We start from the raw sequence: 16,210 nt of genomic DNA, 5'->3' as shown, positions 1-16,210 counted from the left end.
CCGCCGCGTTGCCCCGCGGGCAGCCTCCACCATAGCTTGCGCCCCAAACTCCTTTGGGAACCCCTCTCCTATGCACAGCCGTCGTGAACTTCTTTCGGGCGCCGCCGCCCTCGGCCTGGCCGCCGCCGCGCCGAAGCTCGCCCTCGCCGCCGCCCCCACGGGCGAGGCCGCCAAGATGTATGCCTTCTTCGACCGGGCCATGGCCGAGACCTTCCGCCGCCAGCCGGAGGTTCCGACCTTTCTGGGCATCGACAAGGGCGTCCTGGCCTGGACCAAGTCGGAGCTGTCGGACTTCTCCCTGACGGCGCTCGCCGAGAACAAGGCCAACAACACCCGCCAGCTCAAGGAGCTTCGCGCCATCGACCGCGGCCAGCTCACCGGCATGGACGCGGTCAATTACGACACCGTCGAGTTCACCTTCGCGACTACGGAGGAAGGCAACCGACAGTTCGCCTATGGCGGCCAGGGCGCCGGCGCGCCCTATGTGCTGTCCCAGCTCACCGGCTCCTACCAGCAGATGCCGGACTTCCTCGACAACCAGCACGTCATCTCGACCAAGTCCGACGCCGACGCATACATGTCGCGGATGGAGGCCTTCGGCCGGCTGCTCGACCAGGAGGCCGAGGTCGCGCGCCACGACGCCGGCCTGGGTGTGTTCGCCCCGGACTTCGCGCTCGACAAGGCGCTCACCCAGCTGAACGCCTTCCTGGCCAACGCCCCGGCCGACGCCCCGGTGGTCAAGAGCCTGGTCCGCCGCACGGCCGAGAAGAAGATCGAGGGCGACTGGGCCGCCCAGGCCGAGGGCCTCTACGCCGAGAAGGTCCGCCCCGCCCTGGCCCGCCAGGCCGCGCTGCTGGCAGAGCTTCGCGCCAAGGCCGTCCACGATGCCGGCTGCTGGCGTCTGCCGGAGGGCGAGGCCTATTACGCCGTCTCGCTCAAGCAATACACCACCTCCAACATCACCCCCGATGAGGTGCACAGGACCGGCCTGGAGCTGGTGAAGAGCCTGAGCGCCGAGGCCGATGTGCTGATGAAGAAGGCCGGCTATTCCAAGGGAACCGTCGGCGAGCGCTACCGCATCATGGGGACCGATCCGAAGCAGCTCTATCCCAACACCGACGCCGGCAAGGCCGAACTGCTGGAAAAGCTCAACGAGCAGATGGCGATCGTCAGCAAGAAGCTGCCCGCCTGGTTCGGCCAGCTTCCCAAGGCGCCGCTGGAAATCCGCCGCGTGCCGGCGGCGATCGAGGCGGGCGCGCCGGGTGGCTACTACAATTCGCCGTCCCTGGATGGTTCGCGGCCGGGCATCTACTGGATCAACCTGCGTGACACCGCCGAGGTCCCGGCCTGGACCCTGCCAACCCTGACCTATCATGAGGGAAGCCCCGGCCACCATCTGCAGCTCGCCCTCAACAACGAGGCCGGCGACCTGCCGCTGATCCGCAAGGTGATCGGTTTCTCGGGCTACAGCGAGGGCTGGGCGCTCTATGCCGAGCAGCTGGCCGTCGAGATGGGCATGTACGACAACGACGTGCTGGGTCACATCGGCATGCTGCACGACGCCATCTTCCGCGCCGTGCGCCTGGTGGTCGACTCAGGCATGCACTCCAAGCGCTGGAGCCGCGAGCAGGCGCTGAAGTTCTACCTGGACAGCATCGGCGATCATGAGGCCGCCGCCATCACCGAGATCGAGCGCTACGCCGTCTGGCCGGGCCAGGCCTCCAGCTACATGGTCGGCAAGATGACCTGGCTGAAGGCCCGTGAACGGGCCAAGAAGGCGCTCGGCCACAAGTTCGACATCCGCAAGTTCCACGACGCGGGCCTGCTGGCCGGGGGCACGCCGCTCACCGTGCTGGACCGGGTGATCGACAACTACGTGGCCGCGACCAAGAAGGGCTGAGGCGTATCCACCCTGGGGGAGCGTCTGAACTTCAGATGCTCCCCTCCTGGGGGAGCTGTCAGCGAGGCTGACTGAGGGGGACTTTGACTCGCTTTCGGCGGGCTCCAACCCCCTCCGTCTCTCCGCTTCGCTCCGAGCCACCTCCCCCTCTACGCGCTGCGCGCTGGGGGAGGATCGGCATGCGGCGTGGCGCCGCTTGCCGAGCGGCGATTCCCATCCCACCTTCGAAATATGAGTGATCGCCCTTCGGGCGCGGCGCCGCCAAGAGTCGTGGCGGTGCTGGGGCCGACCAATACCGGTAAGACCCACCTGGCCGTGGAACGGATGCTGGGTCACGCCTCGGGCATGATCGGCCTGCCGCTGCGCCTGCTGGCGCGTGAGATCTATGACCGCGTGGTCAAGCTGCGCGGCGCGCGTTCGGTTGCTCTCATTACCGGTGAGGAGAAGATCGTCCCGCCGCGGGCCCAGTATTTCGTCTGCACCGTCGAGGCCATGCCGCTGTCGCGCGAGGTCGAGTTCCTGGCGGTGGACGAGATCCAGCTCTGCGCCGACCCGGAGCGCGGCCACGTTTTCACCCACCGGCTGCTGCATGCGCGGGGTCGGTCGGAGACCATGCTGATGGGGGCGGCCACCATGGCGCCCCTGGTCCGACGGCTGCTGCCGAACGCCGAGATCGTCACCCGCGAGCGGTTCTCGGCCCTGACCTATGCCGGCCCCAAGAAGCTGACACGCCTGCCCCGGCGCTCCGCCATCGTCGCCTTCTCGGCAGACCAGGTCTACGCCATCGCCGAGCTGATCCGTCGCCAGCGCGGCGGGGCGGCCGTGGTCATGGGCTCGCTCAGTCCCCGCACCCGCAACGCCCAGGTGGCCCTCTACCAGTCCGGCGAGGTCGACTTCCTGGTCGCCACCGACGCCATCGGCATGGGCCTGAACATGGACGTCGACCACGTGGCCTTCGCGGGCCTTCGCAAGTTCGACGGCCGCCGCACCCGCTACCTGCATCCCCAGGAGGTCGGCCAGATCGCCGGCCGCGCCGGGCGCTATCTGAAGGACGGAACCTTCGGCGTCACCGGCGAGTGCGAGGACATGGACGCCGAGCTGGTCGAAGCGGTGCAGGAACACCGGTTCGAGGCCACCGCGGGTGCGGAGTGGCGCAACGCCAAGCTGGACTTCTCGACCCTGCCCCGACTGCTGGACTCGCTGGCGAGGCCGCCTGAGCGCGAGGGCCTGAAACTCGCCGCCGAGGCCCTGGACGAGAAGACCCTGCGCATCCTGGCCGGCGAACCCGAGGTAGCCGACCGCTGCGTTCGCGACCGCCAGGCGCTCACCCGGCTCTGGGACGTCTGCCAGACGCCGGACTTCCGCAAGACCTCGGGCGAGGAGCACGTGCGGCTGGTGCGCGAGTTCTTCGGCTGGCTGACCACTCGCGACCGCAAGATCCCGCAGGACTGGATCGCCGCCCAGCACCACCACCTGGACCGCACCGACGGGGAGATCGACACCCTGGCCGCGCGGCTGGCCAGCGTCCGGACGCTCGCCTATGTCGCCAACCGCCCCGACTGGCTCGCCGACGCCGGCCACTGGCAGGACCGCATGCGGCGCCTGGAGGACCGGCTCTCCGACACCCTCCACGAGAAGCTGATGGCCCGGTTCGTCGACCGGCGGACCAGCGCCCTGATGCGGGCGCTCAATGTCCGCGGCGAGATGCTGGCCGGGGTCAGCGCCGACGGCGATGTGGTGGTCGAGGGCCAGTACGTGGGCCGCCTCACGGGCGTCGCCTTCGAGCCGGCCCAGGGCTCCTCGGTGCTGGAGGAGAAGGCCCTGCGCGCCGCCGCCGTGGCCGCGGTCGGCCCCGAGATCGCCAAGCGTCTCGGTAAGCTCGCCACCGAGGCCGACGGGGCCTTTGCGGTCACCCCCGACGGGGTGGTGCTGTGGCGCGGCGAGGCCGCCGGCGCGATCTCCGGCGGAACGCGGTTCGCGCCGCGCGTCCGGCTCTATGGCGAGCTGGGTCCGGCGGCGGCCCGTGAGCGCGCCGCGCGCCGGCTGGAGGCCTTCCTGGCCTCGGGGGCGGGGCGCAGGCTGGCGCCGCTGCGCCGCCTGGAGACCGCCGTGGAGACCGGCAAGGTCAAGGGCCTGGCCCGCGGTCTCGCCTATCGCCTGATCGAGTCGGGTGGGGTGCTGGATCGCGCCGTGGTGCGCGCCGAGGCCAAGGGGCTCTCCCAGGTCGAGCGGCGCGCCTTGAAGGGCCTGGGTGTGAAGCTCGGCGCCTTCAGCCTCTATCTGCCGGCCCTGCTCAACGCGCCGGCACGGGCCTTCGCCCAGGCCCTGGCCCGCTCCGACTGGCGCCCGCCCGCGGACAAGGTCAGCGCCCTGCCAGATCCGCCGCCCCCGCCCCCTACCCTGGCCGCCTTCGGCCTGCGCGCCGTGGGCGGCCACGCGGTTCCCGTCGAGGCGCTGGAACAGTTGGACGCCCTGCTGCGCGCCGCCCCGCGCCAGGGCCAGGGCGCCCTGCTCACCGATGAGGCCCATGCGGCCCTCGGCTGGAGCGCGGCCGAGACGGCGGCGATCCTGCGGGGGCTCAACTTCACCCCCGCCGCCAAGGTCCAGCCGGGCGAGCCCATCGCCTGGCGCCGGCGCGGCGACAAGCCCGCCGCCAGGACTGAGGCCCCCACCGGCTCGCCGTTCGCAGCCCTGGCGGCGCTCAAGGACCAGCCGGTCCCGGCCCGGCGTCCGCGCCGCCGCCGCAAGACCAAGGCCGCGCGCCCGTGAGCGAGGGCTGCCGCGCCGATGTCTGGCTCTGGCGTGCCCGGTTCTTCAAGACCCGGTCGCTGGCCGCCAAGTTCGTCGACGAAGGCAAGGTGCGCCTCACGCGCGCCGGCGCCGAGAGCCGCATCGACAAGTGCGCGCGGCCCGTCAGGGTCGGCGACCAGTTGGTTTTCGCTGTCGGCGGCAAGCTGACCGCGGTGGCCGTGGAGGCGCTGGGCGAACGCCGGGGCCCGCCCGCCGAGGCGCGCACGCTCTATTCGGCCCTGCCGAGCAGCTAGACTCCGACGACCACGGATGGTCTCGTCGCCGAAACGGGAGGCCAGTATGTCCGAGACCTTGATCCGAGATACCTCGCACGCCTCGGCGGGCGAGCTCGTCGAGGCCCTGGTCCGGCGCGACGTCAGCGCCCTGGAACTGTTCGACGCCGCCGTGGAGCGCATCGAGGATCGCGACGGGCCGATCAATGCCGTGGTGATCCATGACTTCGACCGGGCCCGCGAGGCGGCCCTGGCCGCCGACGTCGCCCTGGCGCGAGGTGAACGCCGCCCGCTGCTGGGACTGCCCATGACAGTCAAGGAATCCCACAATGTCGCCGGGCTGGCGACCACCTGGGGCTTTGAGGAGGCCAAGGGTTTCAAGGCCGCCGTGGACTCCGTCGGTGTCCAGCGCCTGAAGACCGCCGGCGCGGTGATCCTCGGCAAGACCAACATCCCGGTGAGCCTGGCCGACTGGCAGAGCGTCAACCCGGTCTACGGCCGCACCAGCAACCCGTGGGACCTGACCCGCTCGCCCGGCGGCTCGTCCGGCGGCGCGGCCGCGGCCCTGGCCTCCGGCATGGTCTCGCTGGAGTTCGGTTCCGACATCGGCGGCTCGATCCGCGTGCCGGCCGCCTTCTGCGGCGTCTATGGGCACAAGCCCAGCTACAACCTGATTCCTCAGCGCGGCCACGCCCCACCTGGCTTCGACGGCGGCGACACGCCCATCGCGGTGCTGGGCCCCCTCGCCACCACGGCCGAGGATCTGCAATTGGCCCTGGACGTCCTGGCCGGCCCAGTGGGCGATGAGGCCACGGGCTACCTGCTCGACCTGCCGGTTCCTCGCCACACCGAACTCGCTGACTACCGCGTGCTGATCCTCGACAGCCATCCGATGGCCGGTCTCGACAAGGAGATCAAACAGGCGCTGGCCGACCTGGCCGACCATCTGGACCGCCAGGGCGCGAAGGTGGCGCCGGGCAGCGACCTGCTCCCGGACCTCGCCAAGTCGCACGAGGTCTATCTGGGCATCCTCGGCGCCACCATGTCGCGCGGCGGCCCGCCGCGACCGGACGTGGTCTCCGCTCACGCCTGGATGGACCTGCTCGACGCCCAGACCTTCGTCCGCCGCCAGTGGGCCGAGCTCTTCAGGACCTTTGATGTCGTGCTGGCCCCGGTGTTCGGCACGACGGCCTTTCCCCATGTGGAGGAGGCCGATCCCGCCAAGCGCACCCTGACCATCAACGGCAAGCCCACGCCCTATTTCGACCAGCTCGCCTGGGCCGGGATGGCGACGCTCGGCCACCTGCCGGCCACAGCCGCGCCCTTGGGGCGCGGCGCCTCGGGCCTGCCGATCGGGGTGCAGATCATCGGCCCCTACCTCGAGGACCGCATGACCATCGACTTCGCACGGCTGCTGGAACGCGAGTTCGGCCGGCCTCCGCGGGCCGGAGACGCCTGACCGATGAAATCGATCCTCGCCGCCACCTTCGCCGCCCTCGTCGCCACCACCGCCGCGGCCGCGCCCCCGACGGAGACGCACGCCCTGGCCGGCCTCGCCCAGCCGGCGGAGATCCGCATCGACAGGTGGGGCGTCAGCCACATCTATGCGGGCAGCGTCCGCGACGCCTTCTTCCTGCAGGGCTACAATGTCGCCCGCGACCGGCTGTGGCAGGTGGACCTGTGGCGCAAGCGCGGCCTGGGGCTGCTGGCGAAGGATTTCGGACCGTCCTACGTGGCCCAGGATCGGGCCGCACGGCTGTTCCTCTATCGCGGCGACATGGCTCCGGAGTGGGCGGCCTATGGACCCGGCGCCCGGGACAACACCGAGGCCTTCACGGCGGGGCTCAACGCCTATGTCGCGGAGATCCGGGCCGGCAAGCGGCCCCTGCCCATGGAGTTCGCCATGGCCGGCTCCACCCCCGACCTCTGGAAGCCCGAGGACGTGGTTCGCATCCGCAGCCACGGCCTGACCCGCAACCTGCCCAACGAGGTCGGCCGGGCCCGCATCGCCTGCGCCGCCGGCCTGGAAGCGGCCCGGCTCTACAAGCTCCTGGAGCCGAAATGGGAGACCAAGGTCCCCGACGGCCTCGATCCCTGCGACATCCCCGCCGACGTGCTGGACGACTACCAGCTCGGGACCAGCGGCGTGAAGTTCTCCGGCCCCGCGGCCAAGACCGCCATGCTGGAGATCCCGCCCGAGGCGGTCGGCTCCAACAACTGGACGATCTCCGGCTCTCGCACCGCCACCGGCCGGCCGATCCTGGCCAATGATCCGCACCGAGAGCACGGCGCGCCATCTCTGCGCTACATCGTCCACCTGGAGGCGCCCGGCTTTTCGGTGATCGGGGCAGGAGAGCCCGCCCTGCCCGGTGTCTCCATCGGCCACAACGGGACCATCGCCTTCGGCCTGACCATCTTCCCGGCCGACCAGGAAGACCTCTATGTCTACGAGACCCGCGGCGACACCTATCGCTACGGGAACGGTTGGGAGCCGATGCGCACCGTGGTCGAGGAGATCGCGGTCAAGGGCGAGGCCCAGCCGCGCAAGGTCACGCTGAAGTTCACCCGCCATGGACCCGTGCTGAAGGAGGACCCCGCCAAGGGCCGCGCCTTCGCCCTGCGCAGCGTCTGGAGCGAGACCGGGACCTCGGCCTATTTCGGCTCGATGGGCTACATGACCGCCAAGACCTGGGACGGGTTCAAGGCCTCGCTGGCCAACTGGGGGGCGCCCTCCGAGAACCAGGTCTACGCCGACACCAAGGGCGAAATCGGCTGGGTGGCTGCGGGCAAGGTCCCGCAGCGGCCGGGTTGGGACGGCCTGCTGCCGGTCCCGGGCGATGGGCGCTACGAGTGGAAGGGCTTCCTCTCGATCGAAGAGCTGCCCAGCGCCCACAATCCGCCATCGGGCTGGTTCGCCTCGGCCAACCAGCTGAACCTGCCCGACGGCTATCCCTACGCCGAACGCAAGGTCGGGTTCGAATGGACCAACGGGGCGCGCATGGCGCGGATCGCCGAGGTGCTGGCCGCCAAGCCGAAGCTCACCCTGGCTGACGCCATGGCCCTGCAGACCGATCCCTACGACATCACCTCGCGGCGGATGCTGGCCGTCCTGGCGCCGTTGAAGTCCGACGACCCGAAGCTGACCGCCGCGCTCGACCTGCTGCGCGGCTGGGACCATCGCACCGCCGCCGACAGCGCGGGCGCCGCCCTCTACGAGGTCTGGATCGCCAAGCACCTCGGCAAGGCTGTGGTGGCCCGCGCAACGCCGCAGGCCGCCCGCGCAATCGTGGGTAACGGCGACATCGCCGCGGTGATGGATCTGCTGGAGCATCCCGACGCCAGCCTGGACGCCGGCGCCCGCGACTCCGCCCTGCGCGAGAGCCTGCTCGCGGCCTATGACGAGGTGGCCGGTAAGCTGGGTCCGGATCCGAAGGCCTGGGCCTGGGGCAGGCTGCACCACGCCCGCTTCGAACACGCTCTGACGCCGCTCGCGACCCCCGCCCAGCGCGCGGACCTGACCGTCGGGCCCTCGCCCATGGCCGGGACCAGCCTGTCACCCCTGGCCGCCTCCTGGCGCGCGGACGACTACCGGGTCGTCTCCGGAGCCTCGTTCCGGATGGTGCTGGACGTCGGCGCCTGGGACAACAGCATGGCGATCAATACGCCCGGCCAGTCCGGCGATCCCCGGAGCCCGCATTTCGACGATCTCTTCCCGCGCTGGGTCACGGGGCAGTACGTGCCGCTAAGCTATTCGCGCCCGGAGGTGGAGGCCGCGACGGAGCGGGTTCTGCGCCTCACGCCGGCAAGCTGAGCGGCCGCTATCGGGCCTTGCAGATATCCTGTGAGCGCTCGCCATTGACAATGTGGGGCCGGAGCCGGAAAAACCGCCGCCCAAGTGAGCGGCCGGAGCTTCAATTTCCGCGATGACCTACATCGTCACCGACGCCTGTATCAAATGTAAGTTCATGGACTGCGTCGAGGTCTGTCCGGTGGACTGCTTCTACGAGGGCGAGAACTTCCTGGCGATCAATCCGGACGAATGCATCGACTGCGGAGTCTGCGAGCCGGAGTGCCCCGTGGACGCCATCAAGCCCGACACCGAAGACGAGCCGGACTCCAAATGGCTGCGGATCAACACCGAATACGCCAAGGTCTGGCCGAACATCACGGTGAAGGGAACGCCCCCGGCGGACGCGGAGGCTTTCGAGCGCGAAACCGGCAAATTCGAGAAGTATTTTAGCGAAAAGCCGGGCCGCGGTTCCTGATCTCGCCTGATCCAGCCTGGAATCAGGGCGCCAAGCCTTTCAATCGGCTGAATTTTATGCTAACGTCACAGATGACGTGGCGAGAGCGCTTACGCGCGCTGCGTCGTTTCTGCAGAAGAGCCGTCCCGGCCGACGTACGCCTTGCACAGGCGAAGGGTGTCTTAGAGGTCGAATCCGTTTCCACAGGGGTAAGGCGCCGCGCGGTTTTCGCGGAGGGTGTCCTTTGTCCTGTGGCGTAATGGTTAAGATCTCTTAACGGGTTCGGCCAAGTCGAAAGGACTTGAGCGAATGAGCAAGAGCGGTCTGGAATTCTCCATCGGCGATCATGTCGTCTATCCGGCTCACGGGGTGGGTCAGGTACAGGGGATCGAAACCCAGGAAGTCGCCGGCTATTCGCTCGAAGTCTACGTCATCACCTTCGACCATGAGAAGATGACCCTCCGAGTTCCCACGGCCAAGGCCCGCACCGCCGGCCTGCGCTCGCTGGCCGAGGGCAATGTGGTCAACCAGGCGCTGACCACCCTGAAGGGCCGCGCCCGCGTGAAGCGCACCATGTGGTCGCGCCGCGCCCAGGAATACGAAGCCAAGATCAATTCCGGCGACCTGATCTCCATCGCCGAGGTGGTCCGCGACCTGCACCGCGCGGAAAACCAGCCGGAACAATCCTACTCCGAACGCCAGCTCTATGAGTCGGCCCTGGACCGCATGGCCCGTGAAGTCGCCGCCATCGAGCGCATCGACCGCGACGCGGCTATCGGCATCCTGAACAAGAGCCTGATCAAGGCCGTCGCCGCCTAAGCGCGACAGCCCCTATCTCAGCTTCCGACCACGCCCGGCGCCTGCGCCGGGCGTTTTCGTTCAAGCTTGAACGAAATGATTTTCGATTTGGATCGGCAAGCTCCGGATCCGCACGCGGATGGCGTGGAAGACGGCGTTGGCGATGGCCCCCGCGGTCCCCGCCGCGCCCTGCTACCTGCAGGCCCTGCACATGGTCTCGCTTTCCGACTTGATCGCGGTCGTGCCGCGCCGCCAGATCGTCATGCTGGCGTAGGCGCTGGGCCTGGAGGTCCTCGCCCCGCCAACCGATGGGGAAGCTTCGAGGAATATATGTCCCACCCTCTCACCGCCCACACCGACCCCGCCTCGATCTGGCTATGGCCCATGGTCGCCAAGGTGGCCGCCGGGCTGGCGGGCAATCCATGAGCGGAGGCGTGACCGCTCCGATCGGCTATCTGGACCTGCTTGCCCGCGCACGTGCACAGGCCGACCTGCGATTCACCTACGGGCGCGATCCGCTGCAGTTCGGCGAGCTGTGGCTGCCCCAGGGCGAGGGTCCGCATCCGGTGGTCGTACTGATCCACGGCGGCTGCTGGCGCGCCGACCTGCCGGGGCTGGAATTGATGGACTATGCCGCAGCCGACCTGCGCGCCGCGGGCAAGGCGGTCTGGAACATCGAGTACCGGCGGATCGGCCACGCCGGCGGCGGCTATCCCGGCACCTTCCAGGACGTGGCGCAGGGGCTCGACCACCTGAAGACCCTGGCCGTGCCGCATCACCTCGACCTCGATCGGGTGGTGGTGTCCGGCCACTCGGCAGGCGGCCACCTGGCGGTCTGGGCGCTCGCACGGCCGCGCCTGGCCAGGACCAGCCCGCTACATGCCGCCGAACCCCTCAAGCTGCGCGGCGTCGTGTCTCTGGCCGGGATCATCGACCTGGAGGCCTATCACGCCGACGGCCCCGACGCCTGCGGCGGCCCTGGCACCATCGACGCCCTGGTCGGCGCCCCGACGCGCGCCGGCGACGTCTATGCCGACACCTCGCCGCCCCGCCTGCTGCCTATCGGTGCGCGCCAGGTGATCGTCTCCGGCGACCTGGATCCCATCGTGCCCAGCCGTTTCGGCCAGGCCTACGGCGCGGCGGCGGCGAAGGGCGGCGACCCAACGACGGTGATCGACCTTCCGGCCTCGGGCCATTTCGAGCTGATCGATCCCACGGCGGCGGCCTGGCCGCCCATCCGCGCGCAGTTCGACGCCTTGCTCGACTGACTCAGACCCGGACGAAGATCGGGCCCCACAGCACCTGGTAGCGGCGGGCGTCGACGCGGCGCTGCGGCCGTAACTGGTAGACGCCGGGCGCCAGAACCGGCGCGGCGCCCTCGGCCATCTTCGGAACGGTGACCGTGTCCACCGGATTGCTGACCGCGAAGCCGTCGATGTGGGGACTGGCTTGCGAGACCGCGCCTGCCAGGTCGTCCTCGCGGCCCAGGCGGAAGGGCACCGGCGCGCCCAGCTCCCCATCCGGGCGGGAATACAGCCCCACGGCATAGGTGCGGTCGCCGCGAACCGCCACCCCGATCCCGACGCGGGCTTGGGTCGGCCGCAGCAGGTTGCCCCAGTGGGGCGGGCTCGTGCGCCAGATGGCCATCAGCTCGGCGGCGGTGGTCGGGTCGCCCGCGCGGCGGTAGGCGATGTTCTCGCTGGCCGAGCCGATCATCCGGCGCGCCAGGATGCTGACCCGGTGGCTGGGATCGAAGCCCTCCGGGGTCACGTGTTCCACATAGGCTCGGGCGGCGAGGTCGCCGGCATGGGCGCGGGCGGCCAGGGCCAGTTCGTCGCTCCAGGCGCAGGGCGGGGCCCCGCGCTCGGCGCGGGCGGCGTTGGTCAGGCGCAGAATCTCGCGCTCGACGACGGGATCGAAGGCGGCGGCATCGGCCAGTCGAGCGCGCAGACGGGCCTCATAGTCCAGCCAGGATTGGCCGGGGATCGCGGCGAAGGCGGGCGTCGCCGCCAGGCCGGCCAGGCCCGCCAGCAGGGTCCGGCGCGCCACGAGGACGCCCCCTGCCGACGACGCGTAGATTGGCGCTCGACGCTGCACTGGAAACCACTCCGCCCGTCGCTGGAGCCTCAGGCGGCGGCGCCGAAGGCCTCATCACGGGGATCAGCTTACGGTGGTCGACTGGCTTAAGGATTAACGGCGCCTCGTCGAAGCCTTCACCTGGTCGACGGTTCTCGCCGAGGACAGGTCCTCGATGGTCTCGACCGGGGTCAGCAGCGGGTCGGGTGTCGCATCGCCGCGTTCCCGAAGAACCGCCGCCCGCACCATGACCGACCCTCCTTGCTTACGCGTGGGTTGAGTCGACCTTGCCTCAGTCAATTCCCGCGACGCAAGTCAATCTGAGGTTGATCGGCTTTCCCAATGGTTGACGCGCGGACCTAGTCGGCCGCGGCCGTGACCACCGGCGGCGGCGCGTGCGCGGCGCCGGGCCCCCGCGCCAGTTCCCGGGTCAGGGTCTCGCGGTCCAGGTCGCCCTCCCAGCGCGCGATCACCAGGGTGGCGATCCCGTTGCCGACCAGGTTGGTCAAGGCCCGGCACTCGCTCATGAACCGGTCGACCCCAACCAGCAGGGCCAGGGCCGCGATTGGAATGTCGGGCACCACCGCCAGGGTGGCGGCCAGGGTGATGAAGCCCGCCCCGGTGACGCCGCTGGCGCCCTTCGAGGTCAGCATCGCCACGCCCAGCAGGCTCAGCTCCTGGGTCAGCGACAGATCGATATTGGTCGCCTGGGCCAGGAACAGGGTGGCCAGGGTCATGTAGATGTTGGTGCCGTCGAGATTGAACGAATAGCCCGTGGGGATGACCAGGCCGACCGTGGTCTTGCCCGCGCCAAGGCGCTGCATCTTGTCGATCATCTGCGGCAGGACCGATTCCGACGACGAGGTGCCGAGCACGATCAGCAGTTCCTCGCGGATATAGGCCAGGAACTTCAGGATCGAGAACCCGCTGGCGAGCGCCACCAGACCCAGGATGACCAGCACGAACAGCAGGGAGGTGCCGTAGAAGGTCGCCACCAGCGCCCCCAGCTTCACCAGCGCCGCCAGGCCGTACTTGCCGATGGTGAAGCCCATGGCCCCGAAGGCGCCGATGGGGGCCAGCCGAACCACCACCTGGATCAGCGAGAAGAACACCTTGGAGACGTCTTCCAGGACGCCGGCCACCTTGTCGCCGAACGCCCCCAGCCGCGAACAGGCGAAGCCGGTCAGGACCGCGATCACCAGCACCTGCAACAGGTTCCCGCTGGCGAAGGCGGCGAAGAAGGCGTCGGGGATCAGCGACAGCACGTAGTCGGGAAGGCCCTGGCCATGGGCCGCTTTCTCGACATAGCCGGCGGCCACCGACGGATCGAGGGTCGCGGGATCGATGTTGAAGCCCGCGCCCGGCTTGACGAGGTTGCCCACCACCAGCCCTAGGACCAGGGCGAAGGTCGAGACCACCTCGAAATAGATCAGGGTCTTGGCCCCCAGCCGGCCGAAGGCCTTCATGTCGCCCATGCGGGCAATACCGGAGACGATGGTGCAGAAGATCACCGGCGCCACGGCCATCTTGATCAGCTTGATGAAGCTGTCGCCCAGCGGCTTCAGCGCCACACCCACATCGGGCCAAAGGGCTCCCACGGCGACGCCGAGCGCAATGCCGACCAGCACCTGGACATAGAGCAGCCGGAAAAATCGCAAGATCGCCATGCGCCCCCCTCCGCCGGTCGACCCCGGCCACGCGGAGCGGAAGATAGGCCGATCCCCCGCCGATTGGCGAGGTTCGGCCTGCGGCAATACGCGCACGCCGACTTAAGGGGGCCTAAACCGTTCCGGTGTAGTCAAGCTTCGTGACCCACGCCCCCGACTACAGTGAACGCAGAGCCCACCCGCGCGTCGCCGCCAACTTCCGCGCGCGCGCCTTCTATGGGACGAACAACGGCCTGTGGGCCGACTGCCACATCGTCGATGTGAGCCAGGGCGGGGCGCGTTTGAAGATCGCCCAGATCTATCCCCTGCCCGGCCGCTTCATGCTGCTGCAGCTCGACGGCGGGATCGTCTACGAGGCCCGGCTGCGCTGGCGCCGCGGCGACCTCAGCGGCGTGGCCTTCGACGGCCGCCACGACGTCGCCACCTCCAGCTTGGATAGTCTGGCCCAAATACGCCAGACCTGGGACGCCTTGCAGACCGCCAAATAGGGCTCAGGCCGAGGCCAGAGCCGCCCAGATCGCACGCAGGGCCCGGAACTCCCCGTCCACCGGCCCGCGCAGGTCGTGGCTGCCCTCGAACCGCACACCCAGCATCTCGCCGCGCCGCCAGGTCAGGCGCGCGTCGAAGGCGACGGCGTCGCTCACGTGCAGCAGGGCGAAGTTCGGCGGCAGCGGCTGGTCGGCGGGCACGCGGAGCATGGCGCCCCGGGTGGTCAGGTTCCGGATGCCGCAATCGACCGACATGACATGGCTCAGGCCGTAGCAGATCCGGCCACGCAGGAGGGTTCGCTGCCTGACCAGCGATCGTCGCTCGGTGCGGACGATGGGATCGGTCATGGCGACAGCCTAACCGCCAATGTTTTCCGCCGCGTAAAGGACCGCGGCCGGCCGGGCGCCTAGCCCTTGGTGGCTCTCACGCTCAGGAGCCAGACCGCCAGAGCGCTGACTCCGCCGGACATGAGCGCGATCACGATCGCGATCACCCATCCCGGCACCACTGGCTTCTCACCCTGCACTGTGTAGCTCCCTACCGGTTCGACCGACCTCTATCCATCGCCTAGGTCGTGCCGGCGCGCAATCCGGAGTTTCATCCCGCCCGAGATGGCTGGCTTGGCGCCGGGCGGCGAACGTGGCATCGGTCTGCCAGATCGTCGCGGCCCCGCGGAAATCACCAATCCGCCGGTACGATCGGCAAGGCCCGGTAGCTCAGCCGGATAGAGCAGCGCTTTCCTAAAGCGAAGGTCAGGGGTTCGAGTCCCTTCCGGGCCGCCATCGAAGCCATTGATTTTCCAGGATATTTTCGTGTTCTTATTGTGTGTAGTGGCTCGAAAATCCGAAATAGGGAGCAAATAGGTCACAGAGGGGGTCGGAAGGGTCCCCGCGATGCAGCGTTTTTCCATGGTTTTCAAAGTGCTTGGTCGAGCCCTGTCGACCGCGTCGTGATCGACAGAATGCCGTTTTGACCGCCAATCAGCGTCAGCGATGAGCCGAGCTCCGGCGATATTTCCCCCGGTTTCAGGCGCGCATAGTGATCGACGCCAGCGGAGTCGCGCACCACCACAAAGGGTGATGCGCCGATCTCGTCGTGCGCACCGCGCTGCACGACCTTTCCCCGCAGACGTTCCCCGGCGAAGACCCGAACATCCCTCGCCCCCTCGAGCCGACGCTGGTTGAGGGTGCGGATGATATCCTTGCGGACCTGGAGCTGGCGCAAGGTCGGCTCAAGATCCGGGTCGAGCCGGTAGGCCCGGCCGACGCGGTGGGCCAGGCCGAGCCGCTCAAGGTGTCGGAGCCGACCGCGGGACAGGGCGTGCCAGGCGTCGCTGCGCCCAACGCCGTCCGGCACGAGGCCGTCGGCCCGGACGCCCTCCAGAAGCCTCCGGTCCAGCGGCGTGAAACGGCCGGCCTCCGTATCGCGCCAGACCCGTCGCTCCGCCTCCAGGCGCGAAAGGTCACCCAGTCGAGCCTGGGCCGCCTCCTGGGCGCGTCCCCGGAAGCCATAGCCGATGTAGTGGCGCGGGATGACCAGGTCTCGCCCGTCCTCGCGCTTGCCCCGGACCAGGACGTGGGCGTGGGGCTGGTCGGTGTCGAAGTGGCAGGTCGCCACCCAGGTCAGGTTGGATTCGCCAAGGTCGGCCGACACCTGTCCCATGACCTCGCGCACATAGCCCCGCAAATCGGTGATCCGGTCGCCATGTTCGGGGGAGACGATGAACCGGAAGTGGTGGCGATCGCTCGCCCACGCCCGCGCGATCTCGCCGGCCTCCACGCCCTCCCCTGACCGGTCGAAGAACTCCGCCTTCGCGCCCTCCGCCCCGGCTCCGCTCCGTCCGAGATAGGACACGTGCCGCGCCAGTGCCGCGCCTCGCGCCGCGCCCGTTCCGACATGCCGCGACACCATCGCCTTGACCACCACCCGCTGGCGGACATCCAGGCGGAAGGCGCGGCCCGACCGTCGCTGGGCCGCGGAGAGCACCCCTGCCCGATCTCCGAAGGCGAAGGC

At 69.3% G+C, this 16,210-nt stretch carries 14 protein-coding genes and 1 tRNA gene; 10 read left to right on the top strand and 5 right to left on the bottom strand.

Annotated features, from left to right (window positions below; genetic code table 11):
• The first annotated feature begins 70 nt into the window (after window positions 1-70).
• From M9M90_RS05200 to M9M90_RS05165, 8 genes are all read left to right on the top strand, one after another.
• A complete protein-coding gene (locus M9M90_RS05200) occupies window positions 71-1,900 on the top strand; it encodes a DUF885 family protein (protein ID WP_254836106.1) in 1,830 nt (609 codons plus the stop codon).
• Window positions 1,901-2,131: 231 nt separating this feature from the next.
• Window positions 2,132-4,669 (top strand): helicase-related protein, encoded by a 2,538-nt coding sequence (locus M9M90_RS05195; RefSeq protein ID WP_254836105.1) that lies wholly within the window; start codon window positions 2,132-2,134, stop codon window positions 4,667-4,669.
• Entirely contained in the window at window positions 4,666-4,944 is a 279-nt protein-coding gene (locus tag M9M90_RS05190) for an RNA-binding S4 domain-containing protein (protein WP_254836104.1), read from the top strand. The genes M9M90_RS05195 and M9M90_RS05190 overlap by 4 nt, the downstream gene beginning before the upstream one ends.
• Window positions 4,945-4,990: 46 nt before the next feature.
• Window positions 4,991-6,382 (top strand): amidase family protein, encoded by a 1,392-nt coding sequence (locus M9M90_RS05185; protein WP_254836103.1) that lies wholly within the window; start codon window positions 4,991-4,993, stop codon window positions 6,380-6,382.
• 3 nt (window positions 6,383-6,385) lie between these two features.
• Window positions 6,386-8,734: a penicillin acylase family protein gene (locus M9M90_RS05180; protein ID WP_254836102.1), complete on the top strand. Its 2,349-nt coding sequence runs from the start codon at window positions 6,386-6,388 to the stop codon at window positions 8,732-8,734.
• Between the two features lie 112 nt (window positions 8,735-8,846).
• Window positions 8,847-9,188: a ferredoxin FdxA gene (fdxA, locus tag M9M90_RS05175; RefSeq protein ID WP_254836101.1), complete on the top strand. Its 342-nt coding sequence runs from the start codon at window positions 8,847-8,849 to the stop codon at window positions 9,186-9,188.
• Between the two features lie 288 nt (window positions 9,189-9,476).
• Window positions 9,477-9,986: a CarD family transcriptional regulator gene (locus M9M90_RS05170; RefSeq protein WP_254836100.1), complete on the top strand. Its 510-nt coding sequence runs from the start codon at window positions 9,477-9,479 to the stop codon at window positions 9,984-9,986.
• 413 nt (window positions 9,987-10,399) lie between these two features.
• Window positions 10,400-11,233, top strand: a complete 834-nt coding sequence (locus M9M90_RS05165) for a S9 family peptidase (RefSeq protein WP_254836099.1) — start codon at window positions 10,400-10,402, stop codon at window positions 11,231-11,233.
• A gap of 1 nt (window position 11,234) precedes the next feature.
• On the opposite strand, the gene M9M90_RS05160 is transcribed toward M9M90_RS05165, so the two are convergent.
• The 3 genes from M9M90_RS05160 to M9M90_RS05155 form a co-directional block, all read right to left on the bottom strand.
• A complete protein-coding gene (locus M9M90_RS05160; RefSeq protein ID WP_254836098.1) occupies window positions 11,235-12,014 on the bottom strand; it encodes a CAP domain-containing protein in 780 nt (259 codons plus the stop codon).
• A 141-nt stretch (window positions 12,015-12,155) separates the two neighbouring features.
• On the bottom strand, window positions 12,156-12,290 hold the full coding sequence (locus M9M90_RS21125) for a hypothetical protein (RefSeq protein WP_256549231.1): 135 nt from the start codon (window positions 12,288-12,290) through the stop codon (window positions 12,156-12,158).
• Window positions 12,291-12,400: 110 nt separating this feature from the next.
• A complete protein-coding gene (locus M9M90_RS05155; RefSeq protein WP_254836097.1) occupies window positions 12,401-13,708 on the bottom strand; it encodes a dicarboxylate/amino acid:cation symporter in 1,308 nt (435 codons plus the stop codon).
• 140 nt (window positions 13,709-13,848) lie between these two features.
• On the opposite strand from M9M90_RS05155, the gene M9M90_RS05150 reads away from it, so the two are divergent.
• Window positions 13,849-14,196 carry a PilZ domain-containing protein gene (locus tag M9M90_RS05150; RefSeq protein ID WP_254836096.1) on the top strand — a complete coding sequence of 116 codons (348 nt, stop codon included), beginning with the start codon at window positions 13,849-13,851 and terminating at the stop codon, window positions 14,194-14,196.
• A gap of 3 nt (window positions 14,197-14,199) precedes the next feature.
• Here M9M90_RS05150 and M9M90_RS05145 read toward each other — a convergent pair whose 3' ends face one another.
• Entirely contained in the window at window positions 14,200-14,544 is a 345-nt protein-coding gene (locus M9M90_RS05145) for a PilZ domain-containing protein (protein ID WP_254836095.1), read from the bottom strand.
• Window positions 14,545-14,902: 358 nt separating this feature from the next.
• Here M9M90_RS05145 and M9M90_RS05140 point away from each other — a divergent pair.
• A tRNA-Arg gene (locus tag M9M90_RS05140) sits at window positions 14,903-14,979 on the top strand.
• A 133-nt stretch (window positions 14,980-15,112) separates the two neighbouring features.
• Here the strand turns inward: M9M90_RS05140 and M9M90_RS05135 are convergent.
• Entirely contained in the window at window positions 15,113-16,183 is a 1,071-nt protein-coding gene (locus M9M90_RS05135; RefSeq protein WP_254836094.1) for a DUF3363 domain-containing protein, read from the bottom strand.
• Between the last annotated feature and the right edge of the window lie 27 nt (window positions 16,184-16,210).

This window comes from Phenylobacterium sp. LH3H17, from assembly GCF_024298925.1.
Taxonomy (GTDB): domain Bacteria; phylum Pseudomonadota; class Alphaproteobacteria; order Caulobacterales; family Caulobacteraceae; genus Phenylobacterium.
The sequence above is the reverse complement of the archived record's forward strand: the minus strand, read 5'-3'. Positions and strand labels throughout refer to the sequence as shown.

Bases quoted from the DNA above. Each gene is read 5' to 3' on its own strand.
- M9M90_RS05200 (WP_254836106.1), top strand. From the start codon at position 71: ATGCACAGCCGTCGTGAACTTCTTTCGGGCGCCGCCGCCCTCGGCCTG.
- M9M90_RS05195 (WP_254836105.1), top strand. From the start codon at position 2,132: ATGAGTGATCGCCCTTCGGGCGCGGCGCCGCCAAGAGTCGTGGCGGTG.
- M9M90_RS05185 (WP_254836103.1), top strand. From the start codon at position 4,991: ATGTCCGAGACCTTGATCCGAGATACCTCGCACGCCTCGGCGGGCGAG.
- M9M90_RS05180 (WP_254836102.1), top strand. From the start codon at position 6,386: ATGAAATCGATCCTCGCCGCCACCTTCGCCGCCCTCGTCGCCACCACC.
- fdxA (WP_254836101.1), top strand. From the start codon at position 8,847: ATGACCTACATCGTCACCGACGCCTGTATCAAATGTAAGTTCATGGAC.
- M9M90_RS05170 (WP_254836100.1), top strand. From the start codon at position 9,477: ATGAGCAAGAGCGGTCTGGAATTCTCCATCGGCGATCATGTCGTCTAT.
- M9M90_RS21125 (WP_256549231.1), bottom strand. From the start codon at position 12,290: ATGGTGCGGGCGGCGGTTCTTCGGGAACGCGGCGATGCGACACCCGAC.
- M9M90_RS05155 (WP_254836097.1), bottom strand. From the start codon at position 13,708: ATGGCGATCTTGCGATTTTTCCGGCTGCTCTATGTCCAGGTGCTGGTC.
- M9M90_RS05145 (WP_254836095.1), bottom strand. From the start codon at position 14,544: ATGACCGATCCCATCGTCCGCACCGAGCGACGATCGCTGGTCAGGCAG.